Below are 12,914 nucleotides of genomic sequence, written 5' to 3' on the forward strand. Positions count from 1 at the left end.
CCCCTCTTCTCCCCCCCCCTCCCCCCTCCCCCCCCCCCCCCCCCCCCCCCCCCCCGACCCCCCCCCCCCCCCCCCCCCCCCCCCCCCCCCCCCCCCCACCACCCGTGCTGCCCCGCGGAAGAGTCACGCGAAGCAGTCACCCGTGGTCACGCCGGAGAGATCACCCGAGGGCCGCGACCCGCTCGCGGTATCCCCGTGCCGCGGCCGCGTCCCGGTACGGCTCCAGGCGTCGCTCGAAGTCCCGTACGTACTCCGTCGCCCGCACCGACCGCATCTCCGCCGCCTGCTGGGCGGCCTCGGCGCCGAGCACGCACGCCTGGTCGAGCTCACCCAGCCCGAGTCGCGCGGAGGCCAGCACCACCCGGCAGAACAGCCTGCTGCGGGCGTACGCCGGGGCGCGCAGCTGGAGGGAGCGCTCGGCGTGCTGCGCCGCGGCCCGGTACTGCTGCAGATCCCGGTGGCAGTGGCCGAACTCGTCGGCGAGCTGGGCCTCGTCGAAGTAGCGCGCCCAGTAGGGGACGTCATCCCCGGGCCGGGCGGTCTCCAGCGCGCGTTCCGCCCGCGCCAGCGAGGCGGTGCAGAGCCTCGCCTCGCCGAGCACTCCGTGACCGCGTGCCTCCACGGCGTGCAGCAGGGCCTGGACGACGGGCGGCGCCGACGAACCGATGCCCTGCTGGGCGACGCGGGCCAGCTGTACGGCTTCCCTGCCGTGCCCGAGGTAGACCGCCTGCCGGCTCATGGTGATCAGGACGTAAGCGCCGTACGCGCGGTCCCCCGCGGCCTGGGCGAGCCGCAGCGCCTGGACGAAGTACCGCTGGGCCAGGCCGTGGGCCGCGATGTCGTACGAGGTCCAGCCCGCCAGCCGGGTCAGATCGGCGGCGGCGGAGAAGAGCCGGCGTCCGATGGCCTCCCCGTAGGTCCCGCGAAGCATCGGCTCCGCCTCATGTTCCAGATACCGGACGAGGGCCTGCCGGGCGTGGCCGCCGCCGTAGGCGTTGTCGAGGGTACGGAAGAGTTCGCCGACCGACCGCAGGGCGGCGACATCACCGCTGCTGACCCGCTGGCCGGGGCCACGGTCGCTCTGCCGTTGCCGGGGGACGCCGGGGGCGCCCGGCAGCCCTGCTCCCACGGAGGCGGGAGCGGTCGAGGGTGCGGGGGACCCGGGTGGCGCGGAGGGGCCGGAAGGCCGGGACGGTACGGGCCCACGGGCCCCGCTGCGGCCGCTGACGCCTGACGCCCCCGTCACACCTTGCCCACTGCCGCCGGGCCAGTGCGACCCGTGCGGCCCCTGCGCCCCGATCCCGCGCGCCCCGCCGGGACCGCCGGACCGCGCCGAACCACCGGCCTCAGTGACCCCTGCAGCCCCCGCGGCCCCAGAAGCCCCGACGGACCTGCCGAGCGCACCAGCCGCACGAGCACCACCGGCCCCACCGGCGCCGCCCGGCACCGGGGGCGACGACTCGCTCCCCCGTCCCACCCACTCATCGGCCCGGCCGATCAGCCAGTCCCTGCTGGGGACGACGAGCCCGGCCGGGGTGAAGGCGATCTTGCGCAGCTCCGCATGGCTGCCCGAGTCCTTCCGCCACAGTCCGCTGACGATGTCGACCGCCTCGGCGGGCGTGGCCGCGAACTCCAGGCCCGCGTAGACAGGGGCACATGAGTCGAGGCCCAGGTCCTGCGCGGAGAGGCGGCGCCCGAGCCGCCGGGTGAAGACCTCGGCGATCAGCGCGGGGGTGGTTCCGCGCGGCTGCTGGCCGCGCAGCCAGCGGGTCACGGAGGTCTTGTCGTACCGCAGGTCGAGGCCGTGTTCCAGGCCGAGTTGGTCCACCCTGCGGGCGAGGCCGGCGTTGGAGAAGCCGGCCTCGGTGATGAGCGAGGCGAGTCGTCGGTTGGGGGTGCGCTGCGGAGGTCGTTCCGACATCAGCTGTACGGTCTCCTGCCTTCGGGGCCGGGCGGGCAGCCCTAATGGAACGGCGTGAATTTAGCGGCCTCGGCGGCGGTCGCAGCCACCTTCGCTTCACTTTCATCCGATCGTGTGAGGATTGGGGGTGGCGCTGACGGGAACGACCTGCTGGGCCACCGCCCGGAGTCCGGTCGTACAGTGGCTCGGGGCTGATTCAGTGCATGGTGGCGTGGCTCCGGGCACCCCCGGCTCCCGGCACCGCGAGTAGGGAGGCATCTGTCGTGACTGAGCTTCGGTTCGTCCGGCTGGGATTCGGCGAGGAAGCCGTCGACTACCAGGAGGCCTGGCAGAAGCAGCGCGAGGTGCACGCGGCAAGATTCGAGGACACCGTCCCGGACACCTGTCTGCTGCTGGAACACCCGCCCGTCTACACGGCGGGGCGGCGCACGACCGACAGTGAGCGCCCGCTGGACGGCACCCCGGTCATCGATGTGGACCGCGGCGGGAAGATCACCTGGCACGGTCCCGGACAGCTGGTCGGCTACCCGATCCAGAAGCTGCCCCGCCCGGTGGATGTCGTCGCGCACGTCCGCCGGCTGGAGGACGCGCTGATCCGTACCGCCGCAGAATTCGGTCTGGAGACCTCCCGGGTCGAGGGCCGCAGCGGGGTCTGGGTCCTGGGCGACCCGGTCGAGGACCGTCCGTCGATCGGCGGCCTCTCCCTCGACTTCGACCCGCGGCTGCAGGACGAGGAATTCGACCCGCGGCTGAACGGCCCCGAGTACGCCCCGTCCAACGCCGGGCAGCGCCGCGAGGACCGCAAGCTGGCCGCGATCGGCATCCGGGTCGCCAAGGGCGTGACCATGCACGGCTTCTCGCTCAATGTGAACCCTGACAACACCTGGTTCGACCGCATCGTGCCGTGCGGCATCCGGGACGCGGGCGTCACGTCCCTCGCGTACGAACTGGGTCGCGACATCGCGATCGCGGAGGTGCTCCCGGTCGTCGAGAAGCACCTCAAGGACGTTCTGGAGAACGCGCAGCTCGCCCCGCGCACCATTGAGCGCCCGGCGGATGCCGTGGCCATGGCATGACAGCCTGGACACCCGGCGGGGAATAGGCCCTGCCGGCCACAGGTTGGCCGGACGTAAAGCCGTTTGAACTACGGGCGTACCCTGGTGTTCGCCGAAGAATCCAATGCAGTGAAAGCAAAGGGGAGTGCCGGAGTGTCCGCTGTCGCACCCGACGGGCGCAAGATGCTGCGCCTTGAGGTCCGGAACAGCCAGACCCCCATCGAGCGCAAGCCCGAGTGGATCAAAACCCGGGCGAAGATGGGCCCCGAGTACAACCAGCTGCAGAAGCTCGTGAAGAGCGAGGGTCTGCACACGGTGTGCCAGGAGGCCGGCTGCCCCAACATCTTCGAGTGCTGGGAGGACCGCGAGGCCACGTTCCTCATCGGTGGCGACCAGTGCACCCGGCGCTGCGACTTCTGCCAGATCGACACGGGCAAGCCGCAGGCGCTGGACCGGGACGAGCCCCGCAGGGTCGGCGAGTCCGTCGTCACGATGGACCTGAACTACGCCACCATCACCGGCGTCGCACGCGACGACCTGGAGGACGGCGGTGCATGGCTGTACGCCGAGACCGTGCGCCAGATCCACGCGCTGACCGCGGACCGGGAGGCCGGCCGCACCAAGGTCGAGCTGCTGATCCCCGACTTCAACGCGGTGCCCGAGCAGCTCGCCGAGGTCTTCTCCTCACGCCCCGAGGTGCTCGCCCACAACGTCGAGACGGTGCCGCGGATCTTCAAGCGGATCCGCCCCGGTTTCCGTTACGAGCGCTCCCTGGAGGTCATCACGCGGGCCCGCGAGGCCGGCCTGGTGACCAAGTCCAACCTGATCCTCGGCATGGGCGAGACCCGCGAGGAAGTCAGCGAGGCGCTCCAGGATCTGTACGACGCGGGTTGCGAGCTCATCACGATCACGCAGTACCTGCGGCCATCCGTGCGCCATCACCCGGTCGAGCGCTGGGTGAAGCCGCAGGAGTTCGTGGAGCTGAAGGAGGAGGCCGACGAGATCGGCTACTCCGGCGTGATGTCCGGGCCGCTGGTCCGTTCCTCGTACCGCGCGGGCCGTCTTTTCCAGCAGGCGATCGAGCGGCGCGGCGCCGTCGCAGCGGCGCCCACTGTGTGAATCCGAGCACAAGAAGCTACCGAACGGTAATAGCTGATTCGACGCGGCCCATACGCTCCCCGCAGGTCGGGGGCGCGTATGGGCCGCGTCAGCGTGCGCTGCGCCCATATCAAGGTTTCATTGGTGTTTGACCGACCGGTCATGCGCTGGTAACACCGAGCAATGACGCTGGGTGCAACGGCGCAGCGACTCTGCGGGCCGCTGCCACCCCTGCTTCCCGCACCCAGCGCACTCCACCCACTTCGCGCAACGCAGTCCCGGGCAGATCGGCCCGGGCAGCTGAGTCCACGCAACTCAGTCCGCACATCCGCTCCGAGGAGATTTCCACGATGCAGGCCGTGCCGGTACGCGCCACCGCCATCCCTTCCGTCACCGATGCTCTCCGTGCCGTCGAGTCGCTGCTGCTGAGCAGCGGCCAGCGCACCGCCCGCCGCAATGCCTGGACAGCCGTCCTGGAGGACCGGCGCCGGGCCAAGGACCGGGTAGAGACCGAGTACGTACTGGAGGCCGCGGCCGATCACCGTTCCTGAGCCACGTAAACTTCCGTACATGGCGAGGAAGGCAAACACTGAAGGCGCGGACAGCGCCGAGAACGCGGGGCGGCTCAAGCAGATCGCCCTGACCTACAAGATGACCCGGCGGACCGACTCCAAAATCGGTCTTGTCGTCGCGGGTGTGGGAATCGTCACCTTCGGTGTCCTCCTCGCGGTCGGTTTTCTGATCGACCACCCGATCTACCTGGGCATCCTGGGCTTCGTGCTGGCCCTCCTCGCGATGGCGATCGTCTTCGGACGGCGTGCCGAGCGCGCGGCCTTCGGGCAGATGGAGGGACAGCCGGGCGCTGCGGCGGCAGTGCTGGACCGGGTGGGCCGTGGTTGGACCACGACCCCTGCGGTCGCGATGAACCGCAGCCAGGACGTCGTCCACCGCGCCGTGGGCAAGGCGGGCATCGTCCTGGTCGGCGAGGGCAACCCGAACCGGGTGAAGCTGCTGCTCGCGGCCGAGAAGAAGAAGATGGCGCGCATCCTGGTCGACGTACCGGTGCACGACATCGTCGTCGGCAACGACGAGGGCCAGGTGCCGCTCAAGAAGGTGCGCACCAAGATGCTGAAGCTGCCGCGCGTCCTGACCGGCCCGCAGGTGACGGCCGCCAATGACCGGCTGCGCGCGATGGGCGACCTGATGAGCAACATGCCGCTGCCCAAGGGCCCGATGCCGAAGGGCATGCGGATGCCGCGCGGCGGAAAGATGCGCTGACGCTTCCGTCGTACATATCCGCTGTACGCACGAAGAGGGCGGGTTGCGAACCGGTTCGGTTCGCAACCCGCCCTCTTCTCATGCCGTCTGCGGTATCCGTCCTCGGCTCAGACACGCACCTGAACAGCGCGGGCCAGCCGGTCGTGCAGGCCGCGGCCGTCGCGGTCCCAGACCAGGGCCGGAATCGCCAGGCACACCAGCACACTCCGGACGATCGCCCTTCCGAAAGTGAGCCGGCCACCGTTCTCGGAGACGACCCTGATGCGCAGGAGTCGCTTGCCGGGCGTGCAGCCGATAGTCCCCACGGTGAGCACACTCAGCACGAGAAAGACGCCGAGCGCCCAGTTCCCGGCCGCCTGCTGGTCACCGCGAGCGAACAGCCCGTATGCGATCACCATGCACAGGGCCCAGTCGATGAAGAGCGCACCGAAGCGCCGGCCGAGCGGCGCCACGGATCCCGGCCCGTGCTCGGGCAGACCGAGCCGCTTGCCCCGGTAGCCGAAGTCGGCCCCCATCTCCTCGGCGGCCGCGCGCGGCCCGGAGAGCCACGATCCGATTGCTTGCCTGTTGTCCACCCGACCACGGTACTGCGCCCGCCCGCGCGCCCTGCCGGGCGGGGGGCCGCTGCGGGCTGCCACCCGGCAGGGACGAGGGCCCCGGACCGGCCACGAGGTGCCGCTCGAGCCCGGCTCGGTTAACTTCTGCGAAACAAATGGGTCATGCTTGAGAAATCCGGTCTGCCTATGGTCGGGTCCAGCGTGTGCCACCGCACTGGCCGCACCACGAGCTGCAACCCCGTCCCTCCCGGGCCGGGAGTAGGAGGAGTTGGATGTTCCAGAACGCCGACGACGCGAAGAAGTACATCGCCGACGAAGACGTCAAGTTCATCGATGTCCGGTTCTGCGACCTGCCCGGTGTGATGCAGCACGTCACCGTACCGGCGGCAACCTTCGAACCGGCTGACGAGCTCGCCTTCGACGGCTCGTCGATCCGCGGCTTCCAGGCCATCCACGAGTCCGACATGGCGCTGCGCGCGGACCTGTCGACCGCCCGCGTCGACCCGTTCCGCCGTGACAAGACCGTCAACATCAACTTCTTCATCCACGACCCGATCACGGGCGAGCAGTACAGCCGTGACCCGCGGAACGTGGCCAAGAAGGCCGAGGCGTACCTCACCTCCACCGGCATCGCCGACACCGCGTACTTCGGCCCCGAGGCAGAGTTCTACGTCTTCGACAACGTCCGCTTCCAGACCTCGGCGAACGAGTCCTTCTATCACATCGACTCCGAGGCCGGTGCCTGGAACACCGGGTCGGAAGTGAACAACCGCGGCTACAAGGTCCGCTACAAGGGCGGCTACTTCCCGGTCCCGCCGGTCGACCACTTCGCCGACCTGCGTGCCGAGATGTCCCTGGAGCTGGAGAAGAGCGGCCTTCAGATCGAGCGCCAGCACCACGAGGTCGGCACCGCCGGCCAGGCGGAGATCAACTACAAGTTCAACACGCTGCTCGCCGCGGCCGACGACCTGATGCTCTTCAAGTACATCGTGAAGAACGTCGCCTGGCGCAACGGCAAGACCGCGACCTTCATGCCGAAGCCGATCTTCGGCGACAACGGCTCGGGCATGCACGTCCACCAGTCCCTGTGGGCCGGCGGCGACCCGCTGTTCTACGACGAGCAGGGCTACGCGGGCCTCTCGGACATCGCCCGCTACTACATCGGCGGCATCCTCAAGCACGCCCCGTCGCTGCTGGCCTTCACCAACCCGACGGTGAACTCGTACCACCGCCTGGTCCCCGGCTTCGAGGCCCCGGTCAACATGGTGTACTCGCAGCGCAACCGCTCGGCCGCCATGCGTATCCCGATCACGGGCTCGAACCCGAAGGCCAAGCGCGTCGAGTTCCGCGCCCCGGACCCGTCGTCCAACCCGTACCTCGCCTTCTCCGCTCTGCTGATGGCCGGCCTCGACGGCGTCAAGAACAAGATCGAGCCCGCCGAGCCGATCGACAAGGACCTGTACGAGCTGGCTCCCGAGGAGCACGCGAACGTCCAGCAGGTCCCGACCTCCCTCCCGGCCGTCCTGGAGGCGCTGGAGGCGGACAACGAGTACCTGCAGGCCGGCGGCGTCTTCACGTCCGACCTGATCGAGACGTGGATCGACTACAAGCGGACCAACGAGATCGCCCCGATCCAGCTGCGCCCGCACCCGCACGAGTTCGAGCTGTACTTCGACCTCTAAAGAGTGGTACCGGTCACGCCGGGATCCGAATCGCCGTCAGATGTGACGTGAGGGCCGCCACTTCCTTCCGGAGGTGGCGGCCCTCACGTTTGTCTCCCGTCACCGAATCGCGCATACATCTCCCCCGCATTCGCAACCGCACGGAATTAAACCTGACACTGCCACTCCTAGGATGAACCGTCTCTTGTTGCCCCTCGGGCCCCATGCAACGCTTTTCCTTGCACGGACCCATCACAAAGGGGAATCTCATGCATGGAAAGAAGCGAATTCTCGCCCTGCTCGGCGTCCCGCTGGGTGCGTCTCTGGCGCTGGCACCAGCAATGTCCGCCGAGGCTCACGCCGCAACTCCTGGCAAGAGTGCAGCGTCGGGGGCCGCTTCGCAGCCTTCGATCGCTCCGACAGCCTCCTGTTCGATTGCCGGAATCGAAGACCCAAATGAGAGCGCGACTCTGGCCGGCGCCGGTTTCACCCCCAACGCGACTGTCACCTTCTTCAGCGGAAAACGCCCGATCACCACTGAAACGGCGACCAAGGATGGGGTTGTCCGCGCGACGGCAGTAGTCAAGGCTGACGAGGCCGTTACGGCCCAAGAGGGCACGAACCAGCAAGCGTGCCTGAACCTTGTCAAGCCGCCCACAACGCCTACGACGCCTACGGGCCCGGCCACACCGGATGCGGCCACCGAGAGGATCCAGGCGGCCGCCGCCGGGGAGAACGACGGCGACGCAACGTGCAGGCAGAAGGTCGACCAGTTCAAGAAGAACGCCGACAAGACCCCGGTCTACCGGCTGGATTACAACGCCGCATTCAACAACCAGGTGGCAGCCACCGCCGGCTGCTCGGCAATGCTGGCGCAGCTTCGGTCGGGACTCCCGGCTGGCCAGGCCCAGACCCAAACCCAGGAGCAAGGCCAGGGGCAGAAGCAAGGCCAGGGGCAGAAGCAAGCGCAGGGTATGAAGCATGGGCAGAGTGACCATGGAGAAGGGCGAGGGAACCGCTGACCCAACCCCACATGAAGGGTCCGTCAGCTCGCTGCCGGACCCTTCATGGTGTGGCCGGACGTCACAGGGCCCGGTGCTGCGAACACGTCGCGGCACCGGGCCCTGCGGCATTGCAGCACCGGCGACCACACGTCGCAGAGCGCGCTTCCGGAAACCGACTATCCTGGGAGTAGAGGTACCAGGCATTACCATCCGCAACAGTCGCCCAGCAGAGGGGACAACGGATGAATTACGACCAACGGCGAGCAGAGCTCGCGGACTTCCTCAAAACACGACGGCTGGCCCTTCAGCCGGAAGAGGTCGGCCTTCCGTCACGAGCATCACGGCGAACCCCGGGCCTGCGGCGGGAAGACGTAGCCGACCTTGCGGGGATCAGCGCCTGCTGGTACGCCCGCCTCGAACAGGCCCGGAACATCCGGGTCTCCGACCAGGTCCTCAATTCGCTGGCCGAAGCCCTTCGCCTCAGCGCCGATGAGCGCGACTATCTCCTGGCCTTGGCGAACAGTGACGCCCGTTCCAGCGCGAGCGTTCCCGCGGACGGTGTGTCTCCGGCACTCCAGCGCATCCTGGACAGCCAGCATCCGCATCCGGCATTCGTTCTCGGTCCCCGATTCAACATTCTTGCCTGGAACCAGGCAAGAACCGATGTCTACGGCGATCTCGCCAAAATCCCACCTGAACACCGTCACATGCTGTGGCTGTTCTTCGGCGGCTATATGCATGAACTGATTCAGAACTGGGAGCCGAGCGCCCGATCCATACTGGCCAAGTTCCGCGCGGCCACCGGGTTGTACGTCCACGAACCGTGGTTCACCACACTGGTCGGCGAGCTGAGCCAGAACAGCCCGGAATTCCACAATTGGTGGCAGCAGCACGAAATCGAAAGGCACCATGCCACTGCTCGGGAAGTGCACCATCCTTTCGTCGGTCGTATGGTGCTGGAGGAGAGCGCGCTCATTGTCGACGACTGCTCGGATCGGCGGATCATTCTCGAGATCCCGCAACCCGGCACCGGCACCGAGAACAAGCTGACGGCGCTTTCCTGCCGGCCTCACCGGGTGCAGGCTCCGCCGTGGTACACGCCTCGGAGGCCGGCCTCAAGGGAACGGCAGAACGACCACTGCTGACGGGGCTGCCCGGCAGGGATGCGTACGCGTCCGCAGCGGCCGTAACCGCCCATGATGGCAGTTGTTGCGCAATCTGCGATCAGTGCCGCAGGGCGGTTCCCACGTCGGCCTTGATGTCGCCCGACAGCTTGCGGTTGCTGCGGGCCGTGGCGTCCTTGGAGGCTTTCGGGCCGACGTCATCGACCGTCACCACCACCGTGTCGAGCAGGTTACCGCTCGGGTCGCGGAAGTTGATCTGCACGGCGTACGACTTCGCCGAGTCGGCGCTGTTCGTCACCGTGACCTTCGCGGTGGCGCGGCCGTCGTGGCCGGTGCTCGGTGTGCCCAGCCTGACATCGCCCTTGGCGTTCACACCGTTCTTGAAGCCCTTCAGCTTCTCGCCTGCGGCCGCCGTCGCCGAAGCCACCACATCGGAACCCCTGGATGCCACCGACGCCGCGGCGGACGCGGCTTTGGACGCCGTGCTGGAGGCCTTGCCGCCGTCGTCGGAACACGCGGCGGCCGTCGACATCACGGCAGTCGTCAGCAGTACGGCCCACAGACCTCCTGCGGCTTTCCTCGTCATCGTGCCTCCCGGTACTGGCCCATCGCCCCAGTCAAAGGGGCTGCGGGCGGGGCCGCATGCCGTGCGCGCCGGACGGGTGATGGACCGGGTCGGCGCGAACGTCGTACGTCAGGGAGCGGCTGCCCCGTGGAGTCGCGGCGTACCGGGCGACGGCCGAGTCCGGTGGCATGACTGAGGACGCTGCCGTGGACCGGGGAGCTGAAGACCAAGGGCTTCATGAAAGGCGGCTCCTTCGCCGTCACGCTCGGGAAGTCGGGTGGCGAGGTCGCCTGCGCCGTGACGGTGGACGACGGGACCGTCCGGACGACCTCGGCGTCCGGGGCCTTTGCCACCGCCATCTGCAGCGGGTTCTGAGCCGGGTGCGGTCGTACGTGCCTGTGCCCCCGGGATTTCCGGAGGCACAGGCTTCGCGCGTGCGAGCAGTCGATGGTCAGCCGTCAGCGGCCGTAGCGGATCAGGGCGCGGACCATGCGGCAGGTCGTGTCGGACGGCGGGTGGATGCCGATGCGCTCGGCAGTCGTACGTATCTTGTCGTTGGTCGCGGTCGACGGGTAGTAGACGCCCGTGTCGAGCAGGGCGATCGCCAGGCGCATGGCCTTCAGGCGGCGGTTGTGGGAGACATACCACTCGCGGGGCCGGCCCGCGGGGAGCGGCTTCTTCTGCAGGGGCTTGTGGAGCGGCTTGGTCGTGACTGCGGCAACGGCCATGGGCAACCTCCTGGCACGGTCGTGAAACCCTCACGAACTACCTCCATTTTACGGCCCACCACTGACAATCACCCCTGGCCAGAAGGGCTTTCGCACTGTCCCTCCCGTATCGTTGGCCCCATGGAGATCTGGATCAATCCCGCCTGTTCCAAGTGCCGCAGCGCGGTGCAACTGCTCGATGCGGAGGGCGCCGAGTACACCGTCCGCCGCTATCTGGAGGATGTGCCGTCACCGGACGAGATCCGGGCCGTGCTCGACCGGCTCGGGCTGGAGCCGTGGGACATCACGCGGACACAGGAAGCGGACGCGAAGGAGCTCGGGCTCAAGGAGTGGCCGCGCGAGGCCGGTTCGAGGGAGCGGTGGATCTCGGCCCTCGCCGGGCATCCGAAGCTGATCCAGCGGCCGATCATCACGGCGGACGACGGCACCGCCGTCGTGGCGCGCACGGACGAGGCGGTACGGGACGCCATGGAGCGCTGAGCACCCCGCGCGGCGAGAGCTACCGGGTTATCAGGAAGTCCTCGATCCTGCGGTTCAGTTCGCCGGCCGTCGGCTCGTGCAACGGCAGGGTGTGGTGCGTCGCGCCTGGAATCGTCGCCGTCTGCGCGTGCGGAAGCAGCCGGGCCGCCGCGGCGGCGACGCGGGCCGGGTCATGGGCCCGGCTGTATTCGGCAAGCAGGATCAGGGTCGGCACATCCAGTGCGCCCAGGGCCTCGGGTTCGGGGCGGGGTCCGGTGACGGGACGGACGGACGGGAAGTCGGCTGCCGCGCAGCGCAGTCGCAGCCACGTCCGGTCGAGCGCGGCGCGGCCCGTCTCCCACTCCAGGAAGGTCCGCGTCCGTTTCGCTCCGGGGCGGAGCAGCATCGGCAGCGCGTGCAGCAGATAGCCGGGCCGGAAGCCGGCGAAGCACTGGGTCGGGTCGAGGAGGATCAGCTTCCGGACCCGGTGGGGCGGCGCATGCAGGGCGTAGTGGAGGGCGATCCAGGCCCCGTACGAATGCCCGCACAGCGCGCTGCGGCCGGCTCCCAAGCCGTCCAGCACGGCGTCGAGCCACGCTGTCAGGTCCTCCACCGTACGGATCGGGCGCTCCCCCGCAACGCTGCGACCCGGGTCACCGATGAGGTCGACGGCATGGACTCGATGGGTGCGGCCAAGGTGGGCGGCCTGTGCGTACCAGACGGTGGAGGTGGAACCGCCACCGGCCAGCAGCACCAGGGGCGGGGCATCCTCGGGGCCGCAACTGTTGACGTGGGTGATGCCGTACGAGGTGGGGACCCGGCTGCTGTGTGTGCCGGCCGGCCACTTGGCCGCCAGGACTCCGTTGTACGCAGCGAGGAATGACGTGGTGGTGGTCATGGGATGCCTCCCCGGTCGGATGCCCGCCGATATTATCTCGCTCAGCGAGATAATATCGGCGGGTCGAGAGGAAGGGACCGGGGTGATCGACCAGGGACCCGAAATGGAGATCGTCCATCTGCTGCGCAAGGTGACGGTCGAATTCGGTCTGCGCCAGGCCGAATTCGCGGCCCGGCACGGCATGCACTCCACCGATGTGCGGGCCCTGATCTGCCTGCTGGACGCCGAGCGGGCCGGTACGGACGCCACCGCCGGGTGGCTCGGCGCGCAGCTCGGCCTCAACTCGGCGGGCACCACCTCGGTCATCGACCGTCTGGAGCGCCTGGGTCACCTCGAACGCACGCGTGATCCTCGTGACCGGCGACGGGTGCTGCTGAGCGTGACGCCACGGGCGGTGGAGCTGGGACGTTCCTTCTTCGGGCCGCTGATCGACGACACGGTGGCCGTGCTGCGCGAGTTCGACGAGAGCGAGACGGCCGCGGTCCGGCGCTTCCTGTCCGCCGCGCACCAGGCGGTCACCATCGTTCCCTGACTGCCGGAACGGCAGAGGGGACACTCCGTGAGCC

General features: G+C 68.8%; 15 protein-coding genes. 10 read left to right on the forward strand and 5 right to left on the reverse strand.

What is annotated here, in order from left to right; genetic code table 11:
- Nucleotides 1-160 precede the first annotated feature (160 nt).
- Entirely contained in the window at nucleotides 161-1,921 is a 1,761-nt protein-coding gene (locus ACZ7IB_RS00030; protein ID WP_470907849.1) for a regulator, read from the reverse strand.
- Nucleotides 1,922-2,184: 263 nt separating this feature from the next.
- Here ACZ7IB_RS00030 and lipB point away from each other — a divergent pair, with 263 nt between their 5' ends.
- From lipB to ACZ7IB_RS00050, 4 genes are all read left to right on the forward strand, one after another.
- The gene (lipB, locus tag ACZ7IB_RS00035) at nucleotides 2,185-2,997 is read left to right on the forward strand and encodes a lipoyl(octanoyl) transferase LipB (RefSeq protein ID WP_470907851.1); all 813 of its coding nucleotides are present in this window, start codon (nucleotides 2,185-2,187) and stop codon (nucleotides 2,995-2,997) included.
- 132 nt (nucleotides 2,998-3,129) lie between these two features.
- Complete coding sequence (gene lipA, locus ACZ7IB_RS00040; RefSeq protein ID WP_470907853.1) at nucleotides 3,130-4,095, forward strand: lipoyl synthase; 966 nt, start codon at nucleotides 3,130-3,132, stop codon at nucleotides 4,093-4,095.
- A gap of 329 nt (nucleotides 4,096-4,424) precedes the next feature.
- Nucleotides 4,425-4,625 (forward strand): SCO2195 family GlnR-regulated protein, encoded by a 201-nt coding sequence (locus ACZ7IB_RS00045; RefSeq protein ID WP_114244165.1) that lies wholly within the window; start codon nucleotides 4,425-4,427, stop codon nucleotides 4,623-4,625.
- 19 nt (nucleotides 4,626-4,644) lie between these two features.
- Nucleotides 4,645-5,352: a DUF4191 domain-containing protein gene (locus tag ACZ7IB_RS00050; RefSeq protein ID WP_266361852.1), complete on the forward strand. Its 708-nt coding sequence runs from the start codon at nucleotides 4,645-4,647 to the stop codon at nucleotides 5,350-5,352.
- 107 nt (nucleotides 5,353-5,459) lie between these two features.
- On the opposite strand, the gene ACZ7IB_RS00055 is transcribed toward ACZ7IB_RS00050, so the two are convergent.
- Complete coding sequence (locus ACZ7IB_RS00055) at nucleotides 5,460-5,927, reverse strand: RDD family protein (RefSeq protein WP_470907855.1); 468 nt, start codon at nucleotides 5,925-5,927, stop codon at nucleotides 5,460-5,462.
- 254 nt (nucleotides 5,928-6,181) lie between these two features.
- Between ACZ7IB_RS00055 and glnA the strand changes: the two genes are divergently transcribed.
- From glnA to ACZ7IB_RS00070, 3 genes are all read left to right on the forward strand, one after another.
- Entirely contained in the window at nucleotides 6,182-7,591 is a 1,410-nt protein-coding gene (glnA, locus tag ACZ7IB_RS00060) for a type I glutamate--ammonia ligase (protein WP_189277608.1), read from the forward strand.
- A 248-nt stretch (nucleotides 7,592-7,839) separates the two neighbouring features.
- Nucleotides 7,840-8,592 (forward strand): hypothetical protein, encoded by a 753-nt coding sequence (locus ACZ7IB_RS00065; RefSeq protein ID WP_470907857.1) that lies wholly within the window; start codon nucleotides 7,840-7,842, stop codon nucleotides 8,590-8,592.
- A gap of 224 nt (nucleotides 8,593-8,816) precedes the next feature.
- Nucleotides 8,817-9,719 (forward strand): helix-turn-helix transcriptional regulator, encoded by a 903-nt coding sequence (locus ACZ7IB_RS00070; protein ID WP_470907858.1) that lies wholly within the window; start codon nucleotides 8,817-8,819, stop codon nucleotides 9,717-9,719.
- A 79-nt stretch (nucleotides 9,720-9,798) separates the two neighbouring features.
- On the opposite strand, the gene ACZ7IB_RS00075 is transcribed toward ACZ7IB_RS00070, so the two are convergent.
- Nucleotides 9,799-10,284, reverse strand: coding sequence for a hypothetical protein (locus ACZ7IB_RS00075; RefSeq protein ID WP_382301528.1), 486 nt, complete (start codon nucleotides 10,282-10,284; stop codon nucleotides 9,799-9,801).
- A gap of 216 nt (nucleotides 10,285-10,500) precedes the next feature.
- Here ACZ7IB_RS00075 and ACZ7IB_RS00080 point away from each other — a divergent pair, with 216 nt between their 5' ends.
- The gene (locus ACZ7IB_RS00080) at nucleotides 10,501-10,638 is read left to right on the forward strand and encodes a hypothetical protein (RefSeq protein ID WP_470907860.1); all 138 of its coding nucleotides are present in this window, start codon (nucleotides 10,501-10,503) and stop codon (nucleotides 10,636-10,638) included.
- Between the two features lie 83 nt (nucleotides 10,639-10,721).
- Here ACZ7IB_RS00080 and ACZ7IB_RS00085 read toward each other — a convergent pair whose 3' ends face one another.
- Entirely contained in the window at nucleotides 10,722-10,991 is a 270-nt protein-coding gene (locus ACZ7IB_RS00085) for a hypothetical protein (protein ID WP_093897585.1), read from the reverse strand.
- Between the two features lie 120 nt (nucleotides 10,992-11,111).
- Here ACZ7IB_RS00085 and ACZ7IB_RS00090 point away from each other — a divergent pair, with 120 nt between their 5' ends.
- Nucleotides 11,112-11,471: an arsenate reductase family protein gene (locus tag ACZ7IB_RS00090; RefSeq protein WP_114244178.1), complete on the forward strand. Its 360-nt coding sequence runs from the start codon at nucleotides 11,112-11,114 to the stop codon at nucleotides 11,469-11,471.
- Between the two features lie 19 nt (nucleotides 11,472-11,490).
- On the opposite strand, the gene ACZ7IB_RS00095 is transcribed toward ACZ7IB_RS00090, so the two are convergent.
- Nucleotides 11,491-12,348, reverse strand: a complete 858-nt coding sequence (locus ACZ7IB_RS00095; protein ID WP_470907862.1) for an alpha/beta fold hydrolase — start codon at nucleotides 12,346-12,348, stop codon at nucleotides 11,491-11,493.
- A gap of 103 nt (nucleotides 12,349-12,451) precedes the next feature.
- On the opposite strand from ACZ7IB_RS00095, the gene ACZ7IB_RS00100 reads away from it, so the two are divergent.
- Nucleotides 12,452-12,880: a MarR family transcriptional regulator gene (locus ACZ7IB_RS00100; protein ID WP_229845918.1), complete on the forward strand. Its 429-nt coding sequence runs from the start codon at nucleotides 12,452-12,454 to the stop codon at nucleotides 12,878-12,880.
- Nucleotides 12,881-12,914 lie beyond the last annotated feature (34 nt).

The organism is Streptomyces sp. NPDC037301, from assembly GCF_055602785.1.

What these genes read in the sequence shown, in the direction of transcription:
- ACZ7IB_RS00030 (WP_470907849.1), bottom strand. Translation starts at nt 1,921, where the DNA reads ATGTCGGAACGACCTCCGCAGCGCACCCCCAACCGACGACTCGCCTCG.
- ACZ7IB_RS00045 (WP_114244165.1), top strand. Translation starts at nt 4,425, where the DNA reads ATGCAGGCCGTGCCGGTACGCGCCACCGCCATCCCTTCCGTCACCGAT.
- ACZ7IB_RS00050 (WP_266361852.1), top strand. Translation starts at nt 4,645, where the DNA reads ATGGCGAGGAAGGCAAACACTGAAGGCGCGGACAGCGCCGAGAACGCG.
- glnA (WP_189277608.1), top strand. Translation starts at nt 6,182, where the DNA reads ATGTTCCAGAACGCCGACGACGCGAAGAAGTACATCGCCGACGAAGAC.
- ACZ7IB_RS00065 (WP_470907857.1), top strand. Translation starts at nt 7,840, where the DNA reads ATGCATGGAAAGAAGCGAATTCTCGCCCTGCTCGGCGTCCCGCTGGGT.
- ACZ7IB_RS00070 (WP_470907858.1), top strand. Translation starts at nt 8,817, where the DNA reads ATGAATTACGACCAACGGCGAGCAGAGCTCGCGGACTTCCTCAAAACA.
- ACZ7IB_RS00075 (WP_382301528.1), bottom strand. Translation starts at nt 10,284, where the DNA reads ATGACGAGGAAAGCCGCAGGAGGTCTGTGGGCCGTACTGCTGACGACT.
- ACZ7IB_RS00080 (WP_470907860.1), top strand. Translation starts at nt 10,501, where the DNA reads ATGAAAGGCGGCTCCTTCGCCGTCACGCTCGGGAAGTCGGGTGGCGAG.
- ACZ7IB_RS00085 (WP_093897585.1), bottom strand. Translation starts at nt 10,991, where the DNA reads ATGGCCGTTGCCGCAGTCACGACCAAGCCGCTCCACAAGCCCCTGCAG.
- ACZ7IB_RS00090 (WP_114244178.1), top strand. Translation starts at nt 11,112, where the DNA reads ATGGAGATCTGGATCAATCCCGCCTGTTCCAAGTGCCGCAGCGCGGTG.
- ACZ7IB_RS00095 (WP_470907862.1), bottom strand. Translation starts at nt 12,348, where the DNA reads ATGACCACCACCACGTCATTCCTCGCTGCGTACAACGGAGTCCTGGCG.
- ACZ7IB_RS00100 (WP_229845918.1), top strand. Translation starts at nt 12,452, where the DNA reads ATGGAGATCGTCCATCTGCTGCGCAAGGTGACGGTCGAATTCGGTCTG.